This is a genomic window from Ponticaulis koreensis DSM 19734, from assembly GCF_000420665.1.
In the GTDB taxonomy this organism is placed as follows: domain Bacteria; phylum Pseudomonadota; class Alphaproteobacteria; order Caulobacterales; family Hyphomonadaceae; genus Ponticaulis; species Ponticaulis koreensis.
The window spans coordinates 1858772-1881696 of the sequence record NZ_ATVJ01000001.1 but is presented as its reverse complement, the minus strand read 5'-3'; the positions used below and the strand labels follow the sequence as shown (position 1 = coordinate 1881696).

Here is a 22925-nt window from a genome sequence, read left to right as displayed (position 1 = left end):
AGTTGTTTATCGCAAACGCGCGCCGCCATCGACCGGGATGATCGCGCCCGTGATGAAGGCCCCTGACGGACCAGCAAGGAAAAGCGCCGTTCCAGCAATATCTTCGTCTTTGCCCCAGCGCTTAAGAGGAATAGCCTGAACCTCTGCGTCATACCGCTCTTTATCGTTCTGAACGTACTCGGTCATTTTGGACGGGAAGCGACCCGGCGCGATAGCGTTGGACGTGATGTTCTTCGGCGCAAGTTCCAGCGCCATCATCTGCGTGAACTGATGCACCGCGCCTTTGGACAGGCCATACGGGTATGCGCCAAGCGTCGAGCAGACTTCGCCAGCAATGGAGCCGATATTTATCAGGCGCGCAGGATCTTCATGTGTGCCAGCAGCATCCATCAGCTCAACCAGCTCACCTGTCAGATAGAAAGGTGTTTTGACATTCAGGTCGAATACCTTGTCCCAGCCCTTCTCAGGAAAGCCGGTCAGAGGTCCGCCCCATGCCGCGCCGGAATTGTTGACGAGGATGTGCAGCTTGTCTGCGCGCGCCTTGATCTCGTCTGCCAGCGCTTTGACGCCCTCAACCGTCGCAAGGTTTGCCGGAATAGCGATACATTTGCCTTCAGGAGAGAGTTCTTTCGCTGTTGCCTCAAGTGCCTCAGCGTCACGCGATGCAATATACACTTTGGCCGCGCCCGCTGCGAGAAAGCCCTCAGCGATAGATTTGCCAAGGCCGCGGCCACCGCCTGTGACCAGCGCAACTTTGCCATTTACATTGAATACGTTTGGAACTGTCAGGCTCATGATTGTCTCCCCGCGAGCGATATTATGTTAGCGCGCCTATCTTTAAGTCGGCGCAGCGGGGAAGAACAGACACCTTATATATAGAGAGGGCCATATAAGGCGAAATTTATTCCGGCTTTGGCAGAGCCGAGACAGATAGAGAGCCGCCCGACATGGCTTTGAGGCTTTGTTTGGCATCGGCCGCATCAGCAGCAATCTGCAGGGTCAGCGCTTCAAAGCTGTCGAACTTCTTTTCACGACGCAGGAAATCGACGAGCGCGACAGTCATCTGCTTGCCGTAAATCTCTTCGTCGAAATCGAATAAATGCGTTTCGAGAAGCGGATCGCGCAGGCCTGTTGTTGGCGTACGACCGAAATTGGCGACACCGGCCCGCCATTTGTCCTCGCCCTCAATCTGCGCCCAGACGGCATAAACGCCGTGCATTGGCTGGATGAGATCGCCGAGGCGCATATTCGCGGTCGGGAAGGAAATCGTACGGCCGCGCTGTTCGCCCATTTCAACCGTACCGGTTGCCCGCCAATAACGGCCAAGCAAATGACCCGCCGTTTCCGGTTTGCCTTCCTGCAGCGCTGTGCGGATCGCAGTCGACGATATCTTGGTGAAACCGTCTGTAATCCGTTCCTGCACAGAGAAAGAGAAGCCATAGGTTTTGGCGAGCGTGGCAAGCGTATTCACATCGCCTTCGCGCCCACGACCAAAACGGAAATCAAAGCCGACGGAGAGATGTGTCAGCTTCAGGCCTTCGACGAGCACGTCGCGCACAAAAGCCTCAGGTGACATCTGAGACATCTCTTTATTAAACGGGAGCTCATAAATAATGTCGACGCCGTGTTCGCGCAGCGCGTCGCGGCGTGTTTCGGGCGTCATGATCCGGAAGGGCGTACCTTCCGGCTGAAAATACATCCGCGGCGGTGGTTCAAAAATCAGAACACCAAGCGGTACATCTTTAGCGCGCGCGATTTCGCCCGCACTGTCGATCACCGCGACATGGCCTTCATGCACACCATCAAAGTTGCCGAGAGCGACTGCTGCGCCCTGTGCCTCTTCCGGTACATTTCTGAAATCTGAGATCACCGCCATCGGGAATTATTTATCGCGGCTAGGAACCATGACCTTGGCTTCGCCTGCAACAACCTTGCGGCCATTGACCGAACACTGAACTTTCAGTGTGACGCGATTGCCTTTTTCAAACATCTCCGAAACCTCTGCACGAGCAGTCACTTCATCGCCGATGCGAACCGGACGTTTGAACTGAAGCGCGAGGTCGGTAAAGATAGCGCCGGGGCCTGGCAGGTCATTACCAAGAATACCTGAAATATAAGACGCTGACAGAGCACCGTGCGCAATACGACCTTTGAAGATTGTGCCCTGCGCGAACTCTTCATCCATATGTAGTGGATTTCTGTCCCCTGAAACTGTTGCGAACATCTCAATGTCTTCTTCAGAAATCGTGTGATGAGTCTCGTGACTCATTCCAATTTCGAGATCTTCGAAACATTTTCCCTCGTATTTAGTCACCTTTGAACTCCACGTTAAAAATCTGACCGTCGCGGTTTACCGTTTATTTGCGGCAATGCGCTAGTCCTAGGACATAACAAATTGGATTTGGATGATCCTGGGGTAAAAAAGAATGGCTGTTGATCTGTCTATGCCGGTACTCGTAGTTGATGACTACAAGACCATGATACGTATTATTCGCAACCTGCTTAAGCAGCTTGGCTTCGAGAATGTCGAAGATGCAGCTGACGGTCAGGAAGCGCTGGAAAAAATGAAAAACGCTGACCAGAAATTCGGTCTCGTTATTTCAGACTGGAACATGGAGCCGATGACTGGCTACGAACTTCTCCGCGAAGTCCGTGCCGACGACGGCCTCAAAGCGACGCCATTCATTATGGTGACAGCAGAATCCAAAACGGAAAACGTAGTCGCCGCGAAACGCGCCGGCGTAAACAACTACATCGTTAAGCCGTTTAACGCTGCTACGCTGAAGTCAAAAATCGCCGCTGTAATCGGTGATTTCTAAATCCCGCAGTTCGTTTTGCCGTCTGCTCATGTGGACATAAGTGCACGGACCGCCCGCCTCGTCAGACCGGAACGTGCCAATAAAAAAGGAAAACAACATGGGTGCGAATGATGCAGCACTAAGGGTGAAGGAGGCGATTAGCCACCTGAAATCCCAGAATGTGAAGGATCGTCAGCTGGTTGACGTCCTCGAGCTTTCGGGCGTCCTGACTGATGCGATGGGTCACTTCTTCAGTGCACTTGATGAAACAATCAAAGACGAGTTCATTGATATTGCAGGCTTTATCAAGAAAGCCCGTAATGAAATCGGTGACCTTCGTCCGAAAGACATCAAAACCAACCGGATCCCTAGCGCCGGCGAAGAGCTGGAAGCGATCGTAGCCGATACAGAAATCGCTACGGACAAGATCATGCAGACGGCGGAAGACGTTCTGGCCATGGATCCCGACAGCACCGAAGATTTCGGAATGCAGATTCAGGACAAGATGCTTGTCATCATTGAAGCCTGCTCGTTCCAGGATCTCACTGGTCAGCGTGTGTCTAAGGTCGTCAACACTCTGAAACAGATCGAAGACCGTATCTCACGCTTCGCTGAAGTAATGGGTGTGGACGAAGACGAAGTCGAAGTCACGCCTGAAGAACAGCGTCGCCGCGATCTCCTTCTGAATGGTCCGGCTATTGGTGGCCCGGAAACCGCTCAGGACGACATCGATGCGATGTTTGCTGAAGGCCCTGCTGGTCAGGACGATATCGATGCCCTCTTTTCTGGCGATGATGCCGAAGACGAAGAGGTCTCCCAGGACGATATCGACGCTCTATTCGACTAAGATTTCGAGGAAACGCCTAAATCACAGAAAACCCGGTCCATGTGGCCGGGTTTTTTAATGTCACCAATACAGCCCGGTCATGGCGTAGGTCGCTGTCACGCCACTACGCTCCAATAGCTCTGTCGTGCTCGCCTCGAAATTGCTGGCCGACTGGTTAAGGCCCGTACCAACATAAATACAGTCCATACCGCGATGGTTGGCGCCTTTCATGTCCGTGATCGGCCCGTCACCAATTGCCAGCAGGCGAGAGCGCGGAATGTCCGGGAAGCCAAGGCGCGCCAGATGCTGTTCGGCGAGATCGTAAATCGCATCATGTGGCTTCCCCGGATAGATAACAGGGCCGCCCTCTTCTTCATAAATGCGTGCGATTGCACCCGCGCACCATTGCAGCGTATTGCCGACACGCACCTGAATATCCGGATTGGCGCAGATCATTTCCAGCCCGCGCTTTGCCAGCGGACGCAGCTCTTCGCGATAGTCTTCAGGATGCTCATTCGCCTGATCACGCATGCCCATGGCGACGATAAATGCGGCATCTTCAGGCTCTGAAAACTCAAGGCCGGACCCGACAAACAGCGTGTTATCCCGCTCCCATGAATTGTCGGTTCCGAGACGATAGGCAGGTCCCGGTGCACGCTCGTCGATCACCAGACGTGTCGCATCTCCTGATGAGGCAATCGCGTTATAGCAGTCGCGGCGAACGCCAAAACCCGGAAACAGCGCTTCAACCTCGCGAGCCTGAACAGGCGCATTCGTCACCAGAATAACGGGCTTGCCCTCTTTCCTGAAGGCTGCAAGCGCATCGCAGGCATCATGAAAGGCTTCGCGCCCGTTATGAATGACCCCCCATACATCGCAAAGAATGGCGTCATATCGGTCGTGAATTTCGGAAAGTCCGGCAGGAAAAAGCGGTGCTGTCATGGCCTAGGCGTTAGCCTAATCGACAGATCAAGAAAAGGGTCTGAACGCCTTAGATTGCGTTGCGGTGCATGAAATCGGTTGGCGGCGCCGTTTCTTCCATCAGGCTCTCTTTGATCGGACGTGCTTCGCCGAAGACATAGCCCTGACCAAAAGGAATATCGAAGTCGAGAATTTCGACGACTTCTTTCTCGGTTTCGACCTTTTCCGCGATCAGATCGACGCCATAGCGCATGAAAACAGCCGGCACATCCTGCGGCGCCGTTGAACGCGTCACAGCTGAAATCGGGCGTGGTCCGCCGTCAACGAGCTGCTCAAGAAGCTTACTGCCTTCGACTTTAAGGAATTTCACCTGCTCGGCCTGCATTTCCGGCAGGTTCACATCAATGCCATCGGCCTTATCGAGCGAGAAGCGGAATCCAAGATCGGAGAGGCGCGCCATATGGCGGGCAGTCGTTGGCGAACGACGCGCAAAATCCTGCGCTGAAATCTCGAAAATCAGGGAGCCAGCAAGATCGCGGTTTTCTTTGATGAATTCAAGAAATTGCGGGAAGAAAGCCTCATCTTCCAGAGACGAAATCGCAACGTTGCAGAATACGCCGATACGGCGGTCTTTCTCGCTGAGGCGACGGACAATCTGTACGCAGCGAAAGAGCAGCATATTGTCGATGACACCAAGAAGCCCCGCCTCTTTCGCCGCGCCAAGGAATTCGCCCGGCATGATGAGCTGGTCGTTTTCGTCACGCAGACGGGTGAAACCTTCATAGAAACAGACACGGCGCTGTGGCAGGCTGACGATTGGCTGCAAATGTAGGTCAACGCGGTTGGAGTCGAGCGCATCCTGAACTGCCTGAAGCGCTTCTTCCGGCGACCTTTCCCCCGGCTTTCCGCTGCTGGAACCGAGGCGCGGATTGCGCCTGGCGCTCTCCATTTTGGCTTCAAAGCTTTTACCGAGACGCTGAATAAGGTCTTCAAGCTCGCGCATTTCAGCCACGAGCGTCTGGCGACGCTCCGACACTTCGCGCTGCAGTGATTCTTCCATCACCCCCATACGCGCTTCCAGAACTTCAGATTTCTGGTGCGCTTTGCGCAGCTCATTGCGCATGGAAAGCAGGCGGGATTCCAGCAGTTTCGCGCGCTCGCGGCTCACCGCCATGACATGCACAAGCCCAGACACAGATACTGTCGCAAGAGCTGATATTACTGCAATTTCAAAGGAGTAAGACGTGAACTGAAAAAAGCAAATACCCAGAAACACACCTACGACGACGTAGGAGGCAGCAATCAGAATATGCGCGAATGCTGGCATGAAGGGCCTTTGCGATCAGTATGTTGTAACTTCAGTTATCGCATTAATACACTGTTTTGGTTAACACATTGATTGTCTATGATTCAGTGCTGATGGCAATCTCACGCCCCCAAATTCATGGGGAAGACCGGCGCCCGATGCACAAGATCTTGTGCTATCCCCTCTCCCTCATTCTCCGCGCTCACAGCTTCTGCTTAAAAACCGGATCGCGTTGCCCTCAGGAGTGGCAAATGCGCAACGCAGCTGAACCTCGTTGATTTCGATGCAGAAAAGCGTCTGGACCAGAAAACATTCACATGGCATTCATCTGGCAGCTCAAGTCCGCGGCCTGATGGCCGGACGGGGGCGATCTGGGGAGTACGGGGTCTGGTGTTCACACCGGGCCCCGTCGTCTTTCAAGAGCCCTTTTTCCTGCAGTCAGAGTTAATCCAGCAGAGCAGGCTCTGTATCGACCGGCTGCCAGCTAAGGCCTGCTGACTGAAAATTCGGCCGCACATCCGGATTTGCCATACCGACTGTAATCAGGGCGCTCGCGCTACGCTCCTGCGCGTAATCCCGCGCTTCGGTGAGTGACGGACAGTTCAGACCGGCAGATAGAATTTCGCGCCGCCGCGCCACCAGGTCTTCACGTTCGGCGTAACGGCGCATTTCAGAAAGCTGTACCCGGTCAACTACAGGCACAAAAACGCCATCAGGCGATAGTCCCGTTATCGGCGCGTCCATTCCCTCACAGGAATAAATGTCCAGCGCCCGCCCTTCATAGGTCACACGATAGGCGATGATCTGATCTCCGCGATCATTGAGCCTTGAGTGCGCCAGCACCTGCAAATCACCCGTATTAAAGACGGAAAAGCGCTCGGCGCTACTCGGCACAGGCCGAACGGAGAAGCCTGCCTGCCGCGAGTCCAGCGTATTGGCGCTATCCATCTGCACCAGCGCGTCAGGGATCAGCATAGCCTCATCAAGCGCCTGAAGCGTTTCCAGATAGAGCTCGCCCGTAACCAGAGCCTGCCTGTAGGAACGCCCGGAAACCCACGTTTCATAGCGAAGCCCCATCACGCCAGCCGAAGACTCAGGCTTCCCGTCCATAAGAAAGATAGCGTCCAGAGGCCCGATCCCCCGCCAGTTATTATGAAGCGGCGCACCGAAGACCAGCCGTTTGCCACCCGCCTGCACAAGCACGCAGGGTGCAATAGCGCTCGTGTTTTCTGCGCAAGAGCTTACCATGAAGGACCATGGTTCCGCCATGAACGGGGACGGCACCAGCGTCTCAGCGCCAGCCCTGTCTTCGGGCTCCAAAAGTCCGAACAGGCTAAGCCCCCCAGCGCCGACCGCGGCACCTGCAATCAGGGCAATGAGAGCTGTCTTCTTCGTCACTCGACTATCCGATGCGCGTCAATCCTGCTTCGTCAGCGATCACGTGCTCAATATGTCCGATTCGATCAATCTCTACACGGACACGGTCGCCGGTTTTCATAAACCTCGGTGGATCATAAGCAACGGCCACCCCAGCCGGAGTCCCCGTAAAGATGAGATCGCCCGGCTCCAACATGAAGGCCGCGCTCAGATGCGCGATCATGTCAGGAATTTTGTGAATTAGATCTGCTGTGGTTCCGTTCTGACGGACTTCGCCATTGAGCAGAGTTCGTACACCAAGTGTATTGGCATCGCCGATTTCATCCGGCGTTACGATCCAAGGGCCAACAGGCGCATGCGTATCAAAGCCCTTGCCCATGATCATGGTCGGCGTTGCGCGCTGCCAGTCACGAACGGACACGTCATTGCCGCACATATAGCCTGCGATCACTTCATCAGCGCGTTCTGTCGGAATATGGCGACCACCGCGCCCGATTACGACGACGAGCTCGGCTTCATAGTCGAGACGGTCTGACACCTTCGGCATGTCAATCGTGCCATAAGGCGCGTTCAGTGCCGTGACCTGCTTTACAAACCAGGTCTGACGCTCTGGCGGTTCGCGGCCCGTTTCGCGGGCGTGATCAAGATAATTGAGCGCAATAGCGAGGATTTTGCGCGGCGCTTTCACGGGCGCGAGAAGTTCGTCTTCGGTGAACTCGATGGCCTCGCCGCCAGCGATAGCGGCCTTACCGGCTTCTGCAAGCGCTTCGGGATCTGCGAGCCAGGCCTCAATCGATTTGTCTTCACCTGCCACCTCGGACTGCAGCCGGTAGGCATGGTTATTTTGAAACACAACCGAAAAATCTTGCCCAAATCTTGTGATCCGTCCGAACTTCATCACGCCACCTCTTGCTTTCCGTGTCCCGTCACTGCAGCGATAAAGTGTTTTTACGCGTACCGGAAGAAGTAATGAGTTTGTTGGGAGTTACAGCCGAGGCGAGATCAATCGCTGAGCTGCTGAAGTCTGGCACCAGCTATCGCATACCGAGTTACCAGCGGAGTTACTCCTGGCAGGTATCTGATGCGAATGGACTTCTGACCGACCTCGTTCAGGCAATGGACGAAGAACGCTCTCACTTCCTTGGCGCAGTCGTCACCTGCGAGACCGGCTTTCCTGATCTCTGCGAAATTGTCGACGGGCAGCAGCGCATCACAACCATCTCTCTTCTTATAGCCTGTCTTCGTGACGCCATGGCGGATAAGAAACGCCGCAACGAGCTACACAGCTATCTGGCCGATGATCTGCGCCTCGGTGAATGGCGGCTCACGCTCAATCATGTCGATGCACCGGTGTTCCGCGCGCTGGCCCAACGGCCCGGTTCAACTTTCAACGCAGAGAATGTTGTGCCGGAGACTTCCGAGCAGAGCATGCTGATCGACAATCTCATCGCCATTCGCGAGGAGGTTAAACTGCTCTCCGAAGCCGATCGCGACACGCTGGCAGATTTCATTCTTCACCAATGCCCGATCGTGCATGTCTGCGTCGAAAACCGGGATGCGGGTTATAAAGTCTTTCAGGTGCTCAACACGCGCGGACGACAACCCACCGCGCATGACATTCTGAAAACAGAACTGTTTGAGCGGGCAAACCTGTCGTCTCAGGATGCTGACCAGCTGGCCCGTGCATGGACGCTGCATGAGGCACGCCTTGGCGCGAAGGATTTTGACGATCTTCTGCGACAGATACGTTCGCTGCATGACCGTCAGATACGCGGCGATTTCGTCACCGGCTTCTGCAACTCAGTGCTTCAGGGCACCTCGCCGCGCAGCTTTCTCGAAGAAGAACTGCCGCGCTTTGTTGAGGCCTATCTGGAACTCAAACAGGGTGATGTGCAGCTCTCGCGCCCTATGCCAGCAGTCAATGAGCATCTGGCACGCCTGATTTCACTGGACCATGCAGGCTGGCGTGCCCCTGCCCTGCAATTCCTCGTCTATCATCCACGCGATGCGGATACCGCGCGAGAATTCTTCTGTGATCTGGAGCGCCTCGGCTTTGCCATGCAGCTCGTCATTACAGACCGCGATACGCGCGCCCTCCGTTACAGACGGATTTCAGAAGAAGTCATGTCGGACCAGAAACTCTTTTCACCATCAGGCGCATTGTCGCTGACTGGCGAGGAGCGGGAAAAGCTGACGCAGCGACTGTATGGCCGGTTTGGTTCCGTCACCCAGCGACGCGCGCTGGCCATCAAGCTCAACAGTCTTCTGGATGACGGCGAGACCTCACCCGACACAAGCGACGCCACCGTCGAGCATGTCCTTCCACGCAATCCGGAACCGGGGTCTGAATGGTATGACGTCTGGCCGGACCTGTCTGAGCGTCGGGAAATCTGTGAGTCGCTCGGGAATTTCTGCCTGCTGACACAGAGAGATAATCAGCGCGCAGACCGTCTGGATTTTCTTCAAAAGCGTGACGAGTTCTTCCGTCGCCCTTCGCGAGGCGGCCGATATGCTCTGACACGTGACGCGGCGACATACGAAGAATGGACGCCCGCTATCGTTCGCGAGCGGACGGCGCGGCTGGCAAAGCTTCTCATCCGCGAATGGAAGCTGGACCTTCCGGTCGGCTAATAAGCGTCTGTACTCGCTGGTTTCAGGGCGCTACATCTGATCGTAATCAGAAGACAAAAGCGTCCAGAGGGAGAAACATATGTCACTTTTTGATCTGTCCGGAAAATCGGCAATTATCACAGGCTCCAGCCGCGGCATCGGTAAAGCAATCGCGATTGCTATGGCTGAACAGGGCGCGCGCGTCGTGATTTCATCACGCAAGCCAGAGCCGTGCGAAGAAACAGCGCATGAGATCAACGAGCGTTTTGGCGTTGGCACTGCGATTGCCGTGCCGGCGAACATTTCTTCCAAGGAAGAGCTTCAGAACCTTGTGGACGAAACAAATGCTGCGTTCGGCAAAGTAGACATCGTCGTGTGCAACGCGGCATCGAACCCATTCTACGGATCTCTCGGTGACATTAACGACGACCAGTTCCAGAAAATTCTTTCGAACAACATCATCTCCAACAACTGGCTGATCCAGATGTGTGCGCCGCAAATGCGCGAGCGCAAAGATGGCGCGGTCGTGATCATTTCATCTATCGGCGGCCTCAAGGGCTCACCGGTTATCGGTGCTTACAACATCTCCAAAGCCGCTGACTTCCAGCTAGCGCGAAACCTTTGCGTGGAATACGGCAAAGACAATATCCGCGTGAATTGCATCGCACCGGGTCTGATCCGCACCGACTTTGCCCGCGCACTCTGGGAGAATCCTGAAACCCTCAAACGCTCCCTCGCTTACACGCCGATGCAGCGTATCGGCGAGCCGGAAGAAATTGCAGGTGCTGCGGTATTCCTCGCATCTAAAGCCGGGTCTTACATGAATGGCCAGATGATGGTGATTGACGGCGGTCAAACGATCACCTGATCACCCGCCCGAATTCCAATTCACGAAGCCGGCGCCTCGATCGCGCCGGTTTCTTTTTTATCTGCGCATTCCAATCGCGGTTTCACCGGGGCGCGGTTGTATTTGCGAATACCGTCCTCATTTCTCGTATAATTCTCCGCACAACGCTTTGCGGTGGGATAAGTGAAGAAGGCGCAGCACAAACAGAATAAATCTTGTTTTTTGCCCCTTGACGGTAACTCCCCCTGTTCTTAATTGCCCCTCTGTTAGCACTCTCCTCCGGTGAGTGCTAAACAGGCAAAACTCTTTGTATCAACCCAATCTGGAGAGAGGGCATTCAATGAAATTCCGTCCGCTTCACGACCGCGTGCTTGTACGCCGCGTACAGGAAGAAGAAAAAACCAAAGGCGGGATCATCATTCCCGATACGGCGAAAGAAAAGCCACAGGAAGGTGAAGTTGTTGCAGTCGGCACAGGCGTGCGCGGCGACGACGGTTCCCTCGTAGCGCTCGACGTCAAAGCTGGCGACCGCGTCCTGTTCGGCAAATGGTCTGGCACAGAAGTCAACGTTGGTGGGGAAGAGCTCCTCATCATGAAAGAGTCCGACATTCTGGGCGTTGTTGAAGCATAAGCTTCACCGCACTGGTCGTTTTTTTAAATTCATTCTGAACAAGGAAAATACACATGGCTGCTAAGGATGTGAAATTCTCCGCTGACGCTCGCGAACGTATGATGAAGGGCGTCGACGTCCTCGCGAACGCGGTAAAGGTAACACTCGGCCCTAAAGGTCGTAACGTTGTTATCGAAAAATCTTTCGGTGCTCCGCGCACAACGAAAGACGGCGTAACAGTCGCAAAAGAAATCGAACTGGAAGACAAGTTCCAGAATATGGGCGCTCAGATGCTTCGCGAAGTTGCATCTAAAGCTAACGACGTTGCTGGTGACGGTACAACAACTGCTACAGTTCTCGCTCAGGCTATCGTTCGCGAAGGCATGAAACGCGTTGCTGCTGGCATGAATCCGATGGACCTGCGTCGCGGCGTCGAAAAAGCTGTTGTTGAAGTCGTCAACACGATCAAATCTTCTGCTAAGCCGGTCGACACATCTGAGCAAATCGCTCAGGTCGGTACAATCTCTGCAAACGGCGAGCGTGAAATTGGCGACATGATTGCGAAAGCAATGGAAAAAGTCGGCAATGAAGGCGTCATCACGGTTGAGGAAGCTAAATCCCTCGAAACAGAACTCGAAGTCGTTGAAGGCATGCAGTTCGACCGTGGCTACCTCTCTCCATACTTCGTCACAAATGCTGACAAGATGCTGGTTGAGATGGAAGAGCCTCTGATCCTGCTTCACGAGAAGAAGCTTTCTTCTCTGCAGCCAATGCTTCCAATCCTGGAATCAGCTGTTCAGTCTAACCGTCCACTCCTCATCATCGCTGAAGATGTTGAAGGCGAAGCACTCGCAACACTCGTTGTGAACAAGCTGCGTGGCGGCCTGAAAATCGCAGCTGTTAAAGCACCTGGCTTCGGCGATCGTCGTAAAGCTATGCTCGAAGACATCGCGATCCTCACAGGCGGTACGGTTGTTTCCGAAGACCTCGGCATCAAGCTCGAGAACGTTTCAATAGACATGCTCGGTTCTGCTAAGCGCGTTTCTATCACTAAAGACGATACAACAATCGTTGATGGCGTTGGTGAGAAATCTGACATTGAAGACCGCGTTGGTCAGATCAAACGTCAGATCGAAGAAACAACTTCAGAGTACGACAAAGAGAAGCTTCAGGAACGTCTCGCGAAACTGGCTGGCGGCGTAGCTGTCATCAAAGTTGGCGGCGCAACAGAAGTCGAAGTGAAAGAGCGTAAAGACCGCGTCGATGACGCTCTGAACGCAACACGCGCTGCTGTTGAAGAAGGCATCGTTACTGGTGGCGGTACAGCGCTCCTGAAAGCGGCTGCTGCGATCACTGTGACTGGCCTGAACGCTGACGAGCAAGCTGGTATCGACATCGTTCGTAAAGCTCTCGAAGCACCAGTTCGCCAAATCGTTGAAAACGCTGGTGTTGAAGGCTCAATCGTTGTCGGCAAGATCCTTGAATCTTCTGACGCCGCATTCGGCTTCAACGCTCAGACTGAAGAATATGGCGACATGTTCAACTTCGGTGTCATCGACCCGGTTAAAGTTGTTCGTTCTTCTCTCCAGAACGCTGCTTCTGTTGCTGGTCTCCTCATCACAACTGAGGCTGCTATCGCAGACGCACCAAAAGACGACGCTGCACCTGCAATGCCTGATATGGGCGGCATGGGCGGAATGGGCGGCATGGGTGGCATGGGCTTCTAAGCCTCGCTTCACTCGCCCTTACGGCTTAAAGAGAACGGCGGTCTTCGGATCGCCGTTTTTTTGTTTCAACGTCCGTATCGACTAAAGTGATAACTCGGGACGTGCACGACGATGAAGTTCATTAAAGCAGGCGGCCATATTCTGATCGTGATCATCCTGACGGTGCTCACGCAGCTCGGTGGCCTTGCCTGGCTGGTTGCTCTACGCTTCAAGCGGCGGCTTCTCACCTTCATCGGGATTTACGCTGCGCTCTCGGTTGCAAGTATTTGGATCGCCCCGCAGTTTGGAAGGATCCCCTTGAATTGCTGGGCATCACCGAACACGGCCAGCGTTCAGTCTCCGTTATTTTGCACGCTTAATCGCCATTACGTAACGCCCGAACTGAAAGCGGTCTTACAAGACACCGCAGCATCCCTCACGACCCACTTTCCCGATGCTAAACTGCGCGTGCTCGATGCAGGTTTCCCCTACATCAACGACTTTCCATTATTGCCCCATCTATCTCATCACGATGGCAGGAAGGCGGACATCGCTCTATTCTATGAAGATGGAACCGGCACCTATCTTCCCGGTCGGACGCGTTCGCCAATAGGTTACTTCGCTTTTGAAGAAGGGCCGACAGATTGTGCTCCATCGCAGTTGTCACTGCGTTGGGATTTTGACTGGTTGCAAGCAGCATGGCCCGACTGGCAGCTGGAAGAGGAACGCACACGAAGGACGCTGGAGCTGCTGTCAGCGGACGAGAGAGTGCGCAGAATTTTCATCGAACCGCATTTGAAAGCGCGCTTGGGGCTTACTCATGAGGTCATACGCTTTCAAGGATGCCGCGCAGCACGGCACGATGACCACATCCATATCGAGGCCCGCTCGTAACGCGCGTCCGTTCCAAATACAAAAAAGCGGCACCGTAAGGCACCGCTTTTCTGAATTTGTATTGAGCCTGCTGATCAGGCTGCACGAATGCCTTCAAGGAAGCGCTGGACGCTTGTCTGCATTTGTTCGGCCTGCTTTTGCAGCGTAGATGCGGCATCCAGAACATCATTAGCAGAGCTGTCTGTGTCGGACGCTGACGTCTGCACGCTGACCATGGAGCTGGTCACATTCTCTGTTTCGCTGGACACGCGCGAAATGCTGGATGCGATTTCCTGTGTTGCCCCGCCCTGCTGCTGCATGGACTGGGAAATACGCGCAGAAATCTCGGTGACCTTGCTGATGGAGTCGTTGATAGAGCCCATCGCACCGGCAACCGTATCGCTCACGCGTTGAATGTCCGCTACGCTTTCAGCAACGCGGCTTGTCGCCTGAGACGTCTGATTTGCGAGCGTTTTGACTTCCGTCGCAACAACCGCGAAGCCTTTGCCCGCCTCACCTGCACGCGCAGCCTCAATCGTCGCATTCAGCGCCAGAAGGTTTGTCTGCTCAGCAATATCGTTGATGAGACCGACAACCTCTTTAATCTGGTCCGCAGCAGATGCGAGATCTGCCATGGTCTCATTCGCGCTCATAGCGTTCTGAGCTGCCTGATTGATCGCCGTGACAGAATCCTCAACAGAGCCTGCAATCTCCATGATAGAGGCAGAAAGCTCTTCAGAGGCCGCCGCCACTGAGCGGACGTCATTTGCCGCCTGATCTACAGAACGCGACGCATTCTGGGACTGGCTGGTGGTTTCGCCCGCCGTGCCACGCATATGCTCCGCTGTTGAGCGCAGCTGATCAGACGCACCAGCCACAAGACCAAGCAGATCACGGCTATCAGCCTCGAACGAAGCAATAAGCTTCTCCATACGATCTGTGCGCTCTTCACGCAGGCGCGCTTCTTCACGCTCGCGCTCGGCGAGACGGTTACGCTCGATTGCGTTGTAGCGGAAGGTAGAGAGCGACTCGACGATAGACTGCAGCTCGTCACCACGGCTGAGGCCATCGATGTTGGTATCAAGATCACCTGATGCCAGACGGTCAGTCGCACCCGCAATCTCGCGGATGGAGCGTGTCGTAGAACGTGCCACGACAGCGGCAATCGCACCTGCTGCGAGAAGAGCGAACAGCGCCACAAGCAGAAGGATCAGTTTCGCCTGACCTGCCGCAACCTGGCCGGCAGCCGCGCTTGCTTCAGATGAGGCTACAACCTCGTCGACCAGTTCCTGGAACTGCGTCTGGAGTACGGTATAGTTCTCCGCGAACGGTTCTGCGAAGGCTACGGCTGATGCGAAGTCGATTTCCATCATCGTCGCAACGACTTCGATGGTTTCTTTATACGTGGTCAGCTGTTCGATGATGTTCTGAACGGCCGCAGACTCTTCAGCGCTTGTCGTGCTCGCACGGTAAATCTCAAGGGATGCAACAATCTGGTCGACACTGCCCTGCAGCGCCATCACCTCAGACGCAGCCGCCGATGAGTCTACCACGTTAGCGGCCTGATTGGTCAGTGTCTGGTAAAGTTGCCCGTTCACATCCTGCACGGCGCTGTTGGCCTGAACCAGCTCAAGCGCGTTGTGGAAGTTCACGTCCACGATCTCGGTCGTACGGTTCACCTGCGCGCTCAGCGCAAAATGGCTGACGCCTGCCACAACGCAGATCATTCCCAGAGACAGAGCAGACGGGACTGCGAATTTGGCGGTAAACGGCCAGTTGGAGATATTGGAATACTTCATGACGCACCCTCAGAACTTTTCGTCATTATAGCCTGCACGCATTGCAATTCATTTAATGCGGCGGCGAAAATCAGGCGCAATAAAGCGCCCGATTTCATTGGTTTAGCGTCAGAATGTGAAGCGGACAGACGCCCAGACGCGTGAGTCGATGTCGCCACCTGGAACCTGCACATCGTCATCATTGGTGAGGTCAAACGCATCAAGTGACAGCGTGACATCATCATTGAGACGATAAGAAAGGTTCATATCCAGCGCGACATAGCTATCCACAGTTACACGCTGGTACTGATAGTCGCCCGGATCGAATGAATCGAAGACCTGACGGGATGGGACAACGCGCGCATGTGCACCGAATACCCATTTGCCATCGTCATAAACAGCACCGGCTTTCAGCTGGTCACCGAGGTTGGATTCCTCGAAGTCCAGAATGTCGCGAAGACCGTCATATGAAGCAACCTGAGCAAAATCACCGTCTGTCGTGTCATTGATCGCGTAGGACGCGTACCAGTCAATGTGGTTACCGATACGACCTTCGAACGACAGTTCCACACCAAAAAGTTCGGAGTCGCCAAGGTTCTCGCCAGTTGGAATGTTCACACCGGGAGCGAATGCCGCATTGGCAACAGTGAACAGGTCCTGATTGTCCTGATAGAAAACGCTGATGCGCATCTTGCCGTTAAGTTCACTGATCTGACGGTCGTAGTCGATCGCGTAATTGTTCACGATGCTCGGATCGACATCCGGAGAGAAGAAAAGCTGAACGAGGCTAGGTGTCTGGATGCCGCGAGCAATCTGAAAACGGAACAGATCACGCGGTGTCGGCGTGTACACAAGACCGGCGTTATAGCTGATCTCGCTGATTTCACGCTCGGCTTCAGGTGCACCAAAGTTAGTCGAGAAAATAGTCTCACCTTCGAAGTTCATCGTGTCGGAACGAACAGCAATAGTGGAAGAGAGCTGGTCATTGATGGCCCAGTTCCACATGCCGCCAACCGAGAACACATTGTATTCGTTGGAAGAGCTGTTGCCAAACAGGATCAGGTCCAGCGTGTTTTCACGATACTCACCAGCTACCCGGAAAGTATGATCCGCGCCCACTTTGAAAAGGTCTTCAACTTTGAAAACGGTCAGACCGGCTTCGACATCAAAGCTTGGCGTCGGCGCGAATGGGTTTGTCAGGTATTCCTGCGTATTGCGGTAAGCTGTTGCGTTGATAAGCCCCCAGTCGCCATCATGCGTAACAGTGGCGCGCAGGCTGGTTGTCTCGCCGTCACGAACAATGTTCGCGCCCGATGGCAAACGCTCCATGCGGATAGAACTGGACACCGTACCTTCGAGGAAAACCTGTGTGTTGGATGTCGCCTGAATGCCAGCCTCTGCAGCGAAGGCCCATTGCTCGTTCTGCGGGTCACCACGCAGTTCGAATGGAAGGTCTTCGAATTCCTGTGCCTGCTGGCCACCCGCTGACATTCGAATAGCGGTATTTTCGAACGGACGGAATGTCGCCACGCCAGACCCACGAACGCCATCATTGAAGTCCACACCGCCGCGCAGAGTATTGGTTTCCGTATACAGCGGATTGAAAGTGATGATGTTCACCACACCACCGACCGCGTTAAAGCCAAACAGCGCTGTATTCGGGCCTTTCACGATCTCGATCTGACGGATTTCGTCCAGCTGCACTGGAATAACATCCCAGTCCGTGAACCCGTAATAATCCTGGAAGACCTGACGGCCGTTTACCAGAACCAGCAGACGAGGCGTCTTGTTCTGGTTATAGCCGCGGATCGCAACATCGTGGAAGTTACGACCATACTGCTGAACCTCAACGCCAGCGAGCCGGGAGAGCAATGTCGGAATGTTGACGGCGCCAGAGTTGCGGATTTCGTCTGCGGAGATGATCTCCATTGTCACCGGCGCATCTGTAGAGCGCTGCGGCGCGCCCGTCGCGGACGTAGTGACAGGCTCGTCAAACAACATTTCGAGAGAGCCGTAATCAATAGACTGCGCCATTGCCGGCAGGCCGAACATCGCAATAGCAGACAGTGCAAAGATAGATGATTTCTTATTAAATTTAGACATCAGTCTGTTCTTTCCTGAACGAGAAATTTCTTGGAGTAATCAGAGTTCGTTGATCATCATGCGGAACGCGGACGCAAAGCTCACAGAGCGCGCGTCAGCCGCAGAGCGGCTCACATAGATCTCGACACTTGGCTGGCTTTGAACGGCAACCACACAGGCACCGGCGTCTGCACACGCGCGATCAGTACTGACCGTGATGGACGGTGCTGAAGAGATCGCAGAATAGTGCGCCGACATGCCAGACGGCACGAAGAGTGCAGCGTCCGAGCCAATGCCCGAAACATCTGAAATTGAAATAAGCTGGGGCTGCAGAGTAACTTGACCGGCGCTGAGCCCAGAACCAAGAATTGCGGAAATGCTTTCTGCTTCCGCCTGTGATCCGGCAACATCGTCTGCGTATACAATCGCAAGCGTCACATTGCCCGTCGCGCCGCCTTCTACAAAGCTAAGCGCACGACCGATAAGCTGGAGATCGCGCTCACCCGCCGCATGGGCAGGTACGGTCGCCAGCATCGAAGCTGCAATGATTGAAAGTGCCGTAAGAGACTTTCTCATCCGTTAGTTCCTTTGTCCATTCATACCCTTACATTCTTTAAGGGCGTTGATATTTGGCAAAAGAAACAACAGTTGAGTTAAAATAAAGCTGACATCCGTTATTCATTTAAGAAACACAGATCCAGACAATTCTTAGCCCAACTCAACATTAATAGATTTACTGAAATCTTTATTCATTTTTTCCTGAATAAACTCCAAATCTTCGTGGAATCAGAACTCTAGCCCGCCGGCGCTCACGCCTTTTCAAGCGAATTGCTTTCATGACCAGATCAAAGGATTAACGGACCCAAAGTTTTCGCTTCAGCGAACGCACAGCTTCTACATTTACCAAGCCATAATAGCTCGCCCCGGTAGAAATATTTTGCACCTGGCGCTGTAATTATTTCTGCGGCGTGCTGCCGCAGCCAAGTCAACATCCGCACTAAAGTGCGCAAACCGTCCAACATTTCTGCGAAACATGAAATATCAACCCAACGACACCGAAATATGGGATGATTCTATGCCCGTTACAGAAACTTCATCGAATAACGATAATTTCACTTGACGTTTATCAGATAATCCTTATTGTTTATCAACAAGGAACAACAAAGGTCGCTGGCAATTCATCACTGCCCCCTACCCCCGAGCTGCTGGCGGCCTCTCATTGTCCCTTTCACGTTTGCCTCCCCAGGGCACGAGAGCAGGTCTTCGGACCTGCTCTTTGCGTTTGAAGGAGATACACGATGTCGGACGGCGGAGGGCGTGAGACGCGGCAAAATTCGCCGGACAGGCGCGCAGCAAATTTAGATCAATATACCTGCACAAATTTTCAACGCTTGTTGAATGCGATGCAAGATAAACAAGACTAAAGCGCGCGCAATTACTTTGATTTAGATGAAGTAGGCTTAAATTATAAACGGCGCAGCTATAAGCCACGCCGTTTGTTCTTTATAAAGCAGGACGTTTCCTCCCGAACTGCAAGAAGATAAGGCCCGAGCTTCATCAAAGTGTCAACAAGAAAAAACCGGATTTGGGAACAAACTGAGCGCTTGCTGCTAAATTACTGGGCATTTCGCGTAATCGCGCGGGAAAATTCTCCGAAGACTACGTTGTCTTCAAGAAACAGAAACTCCGGATTCACTACGGATACCGGTCCAAAGCCCGCCCCAGACAGTGCGTTTGCGACAGATTTTGCCTTTTCGCGCGAAAGAACGACAGAATCACCAAGTAGAGTGACCTCATCACTAATTGATGCAGCTGCGGACCGTAGAGACTTGCCGCCAGTCAGGACAGAGACGTCCCGCGCGACTCGGCGTGCCTCAAAAATATCCAGCAGATTCTTGATCGCTGCCAGCGCGTCCTCATTCCAGTCAGCATTCAAAGACGCAGATAACTGCGCCTGAGATTTCAGCATGACACCATCACTGAGGATTTTCAGATTGTTGGCCTTCAGCGTCGCACCCGTTGTTGTGATATCGACGATAAGCTCTGCTGTACCGGACGCCGGTGCTGCCTCTGTAGCGCCCGCAGAATCGATCAGGCGATACTGTGTCAGTCCACGCTCAGCGAAGAAGCGGCGGCTGCTACGCAAATATTTGGTTGCAACACGCATACGGCGTCCGTGGCGCGCGCGGAAAGCGTGGCCCACATCTTCCAGATCTTCGATCGTATCGACATCCACCCAGCTCTGCGGCACGGCGACGACCATATCCGCATAACCAAAGCCGAGCGCGCGGAGCAGATGAACCTGCGAATCAAAATTGTCAGCATGCTCACGCAGCAGGTCTTCGCCCGTCACACCAAGGTGTAGCGTGCCGTCCAGAAGGCCTTTGGCAATCTCTGACGCCGAAAGCAGCATGATCTGAATACCAGGCGCGCCTTCAAGCACGGCAGAATAGCCCCGCTCGCCGCCGACCTGTTTCAGCTTCAGCCCGCAGTCCGCAAAGAACGCTTCGGTCTGTTCTTTCAGGCGCCCTTTGGACGGGATCGCCAGCATAAGCTGTGTCATGCTGCACCTCCTTCGAGGCTAAGTGCTGCGTCTACACGATCAGGGCGCACAACGCCGCCAACAGCGGGCACGTTCATCGCGCCTTTGCTAAGCCAGGAGACGAGGCCATCATAACGGCCACCGAGCGCCAGCGGCTTCTCGCGCGTTAAACCGGCGTGATAAAGCTCGAATACGAGACCGTCATAATAATCGAAACGACGCCCGAACTGCACAGAGACATAAGCATTCGCCCAGAACGGCATGTCGCGATCCGAAAGCGCCGAGAAGAGTTTCTCAGTGTATTCAAGAACGGATGACAGGTTCAGCGCATATTCGCTTGCGAGAGCGCGAAGTTTTTCAAGGAACACGTCAGGCGTTCCAGACACGCCTTTGAGCGCCCCGAGCACAGCGCGCGCCTTATCCGGCATCGCGCCGGCGTTAGCCGCTTCAGCGCGGGCCTGAAGGCGTTCCAGAATTTCTTCCTTCGTGCGGCCGCCAACGACTTCTGTGCCGGAAATCGACATGACTTCATCAAGCAGGTCACGCGCATCGTCCGCAGGCAGCTTGGCAAGCGTCTGGGCCAGCGCAGAAGATGCTTTCACAGTCTCGCCTTCAGCACTCGCCAGAACGGCCTCTACGCCCTCACGGCGCTTATTAGCGCGGCGGATGCGAGCGTCCCAGTGATCAGAGAGCGCCAGCGCGTCTACGACAGCGTGGAAGATAGACACATCGCCGAGATTAAGCTGCGCATTGCGGATGCCTGCGCCTGCGATCTCTGAACAGATTGTCGTGAGTGTTGCCACGTCCCGTTCGAGGCGGTCGGTGTGTCCGAAATTCTCAAAGCCTGTCTGATTGAACTCGACCGGCTCGCCTTCTGTACGTGCCTGACGGAACGCACGGCCGAAATAGCGATAAGATACCGGCTCGCCACCTGCTTCCGCCAGATACTGGTTGGCGACCGGCAGTGTCAGGTCCGGACGCAGCGCCAGTTCCTCGCCCGGCGTATCAGAGCTGGTGATCAGGCGGGACCGAATGCTCTCGCCTGAAAGCTCAAGCGGCAGAGCTGCAGGGATCAGCAGAGGCGGATCAACCCAGTCTCCGCCAATCGCTTCAAACTGAAATGAGGTCAATTGTCTGCCTCCAGCATACTTTTAATGGTCTGAACCATTTCGTCGCGCGAGACTTCAACCTGCCCCGGACGGGATTCACGCCATTCTGTATTGTCTTTGATCGCTTTTGCCTTCTGGGCACCCACGATCAGATCCTTGATCGTGACTGTCCCCTTCTGGCGCTCGTCTTCGCCAACGATGACAACAGCAGGCGCGCCGCGGCGGTCTGCATATTTCATCTGCGGGCGCATGCCGGAGCTGCCCATATACACTTCAGAGCGAATACCCGCCGCACGCAGCTGATGCGCCAGCACATGGCTGTCAGCCACATGCTCGCGATCAAGCACCAGAACGACCACAGGACCAGAGAGCGCATCCAGCTCACCCGTCAGCGACATAGCGGCTGCAAGGCGGGAAATGCCCAGAGAGAAACCTGTTGCAGGAATTTCTTCATTCCGGAAACGGGAAACCAGACCGTCATAACGACCACCACCGCCGACAGACCCGATACGTACAGCGCGGCCTTTCTCGTCGAGGATTTCGTCAAGCAGCTCACCCTCGAAGACCGGGCCGGTATAGTATTCAAGGCCACGCACAATAGTCGGATCGAACACAACGACACCATCTGGCGTGCCCATCGCAGAGAGAAGACCGTCAATCTCGCGAAGTTCTGTAATGCCGCGGTCATAGGCTTCATTGCCGGAAACGACTGCCGCCAGAGCCTCAAGCGTTTCACCGCGTGAGGATTTACCGGACTCAGCGAATGCCAGAACACGCTTCACGCGCTCTGCATCAAGGCCAGCGCCTTTAGTGTAGTCGCCGGACTCATCTTCACGGCCTTCACCGAGAAGATCAGCCACACCGGAGAGACCGAGGCGATCCAGTTTGTCGAGCGCACGCAGAATGGTGAGACGCGTTTCTTCATCGCGCGCATCAATGGAGTCCAGAAGGCCGGACATCAGATCACGCGTGTTGACGCGAACATTGAAACGCTGCGCACCAGCCGCTTTGAGGGCTTCGGCCATCATCGCAATCATCTCTGCGTCAGCCGCAGGGCCTTTCGCGCCAACGGTATCAGCATCGCACTGCATGAACTCACGGAAGCGCCCTGGGCCAGGCTTCTCATTGCGCCACACCGGACCATACGCATAGCGACGGAACGGCTTCGGCAACGTATCCCAGTTCTCCGCCGCAAAACGCGCAAGCGGCGCCGTCAGGTCATAGCGCAGTGACATCCACTGCTCATCATCATCCTGAATGGCGAAGACACCCGCATTCGGGCGGTCCTGATCTGGCAGGAATTTACCCAGCGCGTCCGCATATTCGAATGCGCCGGTTTCAATGCCTTCAAAGCCCCAGAGACGATAAACAGATGAAACCCGATGGATCATATCCAGCTCAGCTTTCAGCACGTCTTCCCGTTTGTCCGGGAAACCGCGAGGTTTGCGAGCGAGAGATTTCGGATTGGGTTTCTTGTTTTTTGCCATGATATATCGCCGGAATTTTTGGTCGGGATAGAGCCTTGTGAGCGCCTTGCCAA

20 protein-coding genes are annotated in these 22925 nt (G+C 54.5%); 7 read left to right on the top strand and 13 right to left on the bottom strand.

All coding sequences use genetic code 11. The features are described 5' to 3' along the window. Window positions 1–6 precede the first annotated feature (6 nt). The 3 genes from G523_RS0109620 to G523_RS0109610 form a co-directional block, all read right to left on the bottom strand. Window positions 7–795, bottom strand: a complete 789-nt coding sequence (locus G523_RS0109620; protein WP_022694846.1) for an SDR family oxidoreductase — start codon at window positions 793–795, stop codon at window positions 7–9. 106 nt (window positions 796–901) lie between these two features. Further along, a complete protein-coding gene (locus G523_RS0109615) occupies window positions 902–1876 on the bottom strand; it encodes a bifunctional riboflavin kinase/FAD synthetase (protein WP_022694845.1) in 975 nt (324 codons plus the stop codon). 6 nt (window positions 1877–1882) lie between these two features. Continuing rightward, window positions 1883–2269, bottom strand: coding sequence for a MaoC family dehydratase (locus G523_RS0109610; RefSeq protein WP_051134767.1), 387 nt, complete (start codon window positions 2267–2269; stop codon window positions 1883–1885). A gap of 157 nt (window positions 2270–2426) precedes the next feature. Between G523_RS0109610 and G523_RS0109605 the strand changes: the two genes are divergently transcribed. Both G523_RS0109605 and G523_RS0109600 read left to right on the top strand, forming a co-directional pair. After that, on the top strand, window positions 2427–2819 hold the full coding sequence (locus tag G523_RS0109605) for a response regulator (protein ID WP_022694843.1): 393 nt from the start codon (window positions 2427–2429) through the stop codon (window positions 2817–2819). Window positions 2820–2916: 97 nt separating this feature from the next. After that, window positions 2917–3645, top strand: coding sequence for a protein phosphatase CheZ (locus G523_RS0109600; protein ID WP_022694842.1), 729 nt, complete (start codon window positions 2917–2919; stop codon window positions 3643–3645). A 60-nt stretch (window positions 3646–3705) separates the two neighbouring features. On the opposite strand, the gene G523_RS0109595 is transcribed toward G523_RS0109600, so the two are convergent. The 4 genes from G523_RS0109595 to G523_RS0109580 all read right to left on the bottom strand — a co-directional run bounded on the left by G523_RS0109595 (window position 3706) and on the right by G523_RS0109580 (window position 8081). Beyond that, entirely contained in the window at window positions 3706–4566 is an 861-nt protein-coding gene (locus G523_RS0109595; RefSeq protein WP_022694841.1) for a TIGR01459 family HAD-type hydrolase, read from the bottom strand. 49 nt (window positions 4567–4615) lie between these two features. Continuing rightward, window positions 4616–5872: an EAL domain-containing protein gene (locus G523_RS0109590; protein WP_022694840.1), complete on the bottom strand. Its 1257-nt coding sequence runs from the start codon at window positions 5870–5872 to the stop codon at window positions 4616–4618. A 423-nt stretch (window positions 5873–6295) separates the two neighbouring features. Then, window positions 6296–7249, bottom strand: a complete 954-nt coding sequence (locus tag G523_RS0109585; protein WP_022694839.1) for a hypothetical protein — start codon at window positions 7247–7249, stop codon at window positions 6296–6298. Window positions 7250–7253: 4 nt separating this feature from the next. After that, window positions 7254–8081 carry a fumarylacetoacetate hydrolase family protein gene (locus tag G523_RS0109580; protein ID WP_233347281.1) on the bottom strand — a complete coding sequence of 276 codons (828 nt, stop codon included), beginning with the start codon at window positions 8079–8081 and terminating at the stop codon, window positions 7254–7256. A gap of 116 nt (window positions 8082–8197) precedes the next feature. Between G523_RS0109580 and G523_RS0109575 the strand changes: the two genes are divergently transcribed. From G523_RS0109575 to G523_RS0109555, 5 genes are all read left to right on the top strand, one after another. Further along, window positions 8198–9859 carry a DUF262 domain-containing protein gene (locus tag G523_RS0109575; protein ID WP_022694837.1) on the top strand — a complete coding sequence of 554 codons (1662 nt, stop codon included), beginning with the start codon at window positions 8198–8200 and terminating at the stop codon, window positions 9857–9859. A 79-nt stretch (window positions 9860–9938) separates the two neighbouring features. Beyond that, complete coding sequence (locus G523_RS0109570; protein WP_022694836.1) at window positions 9939–10706, top strand: SDR family NAD(P)-dependent oxidoreductase; 768 nt, start codon at window positions 9939–9941, stop codon at window positions 10704–10706. 319 nt (window positions 10707–11025) lie between these two features. Continuing rightward, window positions 11026–11316: a co-chaperone GroES gene (gene groES, locus G523_RS0109565; RefSeq protein WP_022694835.1), complete on the top strand. Its 291-nt coding sequence runs from the start codon at window positions 11026–11028 to the stop codon at window positions 11314–11316. 53 nt (window positions 11317–11369) lie between these two features. Beyond that, on the top strand, window positions 11370–13022 hold the full coding sequence (gene groL, locus G523_RS0109560; RefSeq protein ID WP_022694834.1) for a chaperonin GroEL: 1653 nt from the start codon (window positions 11370–11372) through the stop codon (window positions 13020–13022). 111 nt (window positions 13023–13133) lie between these two features. Then, window positions 13134–13895: a hypothetical protein gene (locus G523_RS0109555; protein WP_022694833.1), complete on the top strand. Its 762-nt coding sequence runs from the start codon at window positions 13134–13136 to the stop codon at window positions 13893–13895. Window positions 13896–13969: 74 nt separating this feature from the next. On the opposite strand, the gene G523_RS20330 is transcribed toward G523_RS0109555, so the two are convergent. From G523_RS20330 to hisS, 6 genes are all read right to left on the bottom strand, one after another. After that, window positions 13970–15673 (bottom strand): methyl-accepting chemotaxis protein, encoded by a 1704-nt coding sequence (locus G523_RS20330; RefSeq protein ID WP_022694832.1) that lies wholly within the window; start codon window positions 15671–15673, stop codon window positions 13970–13972. 108 nt (window positions 15674–15781) lie between these two features. Continuing rightward, window positions 15782–17755 carry a TonB-dependent receptor plug domain-containing protein gene (locus G523_RS18840; RefSeq protein ID WP_022694831.1) on the bottom strand — a complete coding sequence of 658 codons (1974 nt, stop codon included), beginning with the start codon at window positions 17753–17755 and terminating at the stop codon, window positions 15782–15784. 39 nt (window positions 17756–17794) lie between these two features. Then, window positions 17795–18310, bottom strand: a complete 516-nt coding sequence (locus G523_RS0109540) for a hypothetical protein (RefSeq protein WP_022694830.1) — start codon at window positions 18308–18310, stop codon at window positions 17795–17797. Between the two features lie 1039 nt (window positions 18311–19349). Then, on the bottom strand, window positions 19350–20297 hold the full coding sequence (hisG, locus tag G523_RS0109535) for an ATP phosphoribosyltransferase (protein WP_022694829.1): 948 nt from the start codon (window positions 20295–20297) through the stop codon (window positions 19350–19352). After that, the gene (locus tag G523_RS0109530) at window positions 20294–21406 is read right to left on the bottom strand and encodes an ATP phosphoribosyltransferase regulatory subunit (protein ID WP_022694828.1); all 1113 of its coding nucleotides are present in this window, start codon (window positions 21404–21406) and stop codon (window positions 20294–20296) included. Before G523_RS0109530 ends, hisG begins: the two co-directional genes overlap by 4 nt. Beyond that, window positions 21403–22875, bottom strand: coding sequence for a histidine--tRNA ligase (hisS, locus tag G523_RS0109525; RefSeq protein ID WP_407674750.1), 1473 nt, complete (start codon window positions 22873–22875; stop codon window positions 21403–21405). Before hisS ends, G523_RS0109530 begins: the two co-directional genes overlap by 4 nt. Window positions 22876–22925 lie beyond the last annotated feature (50 nt).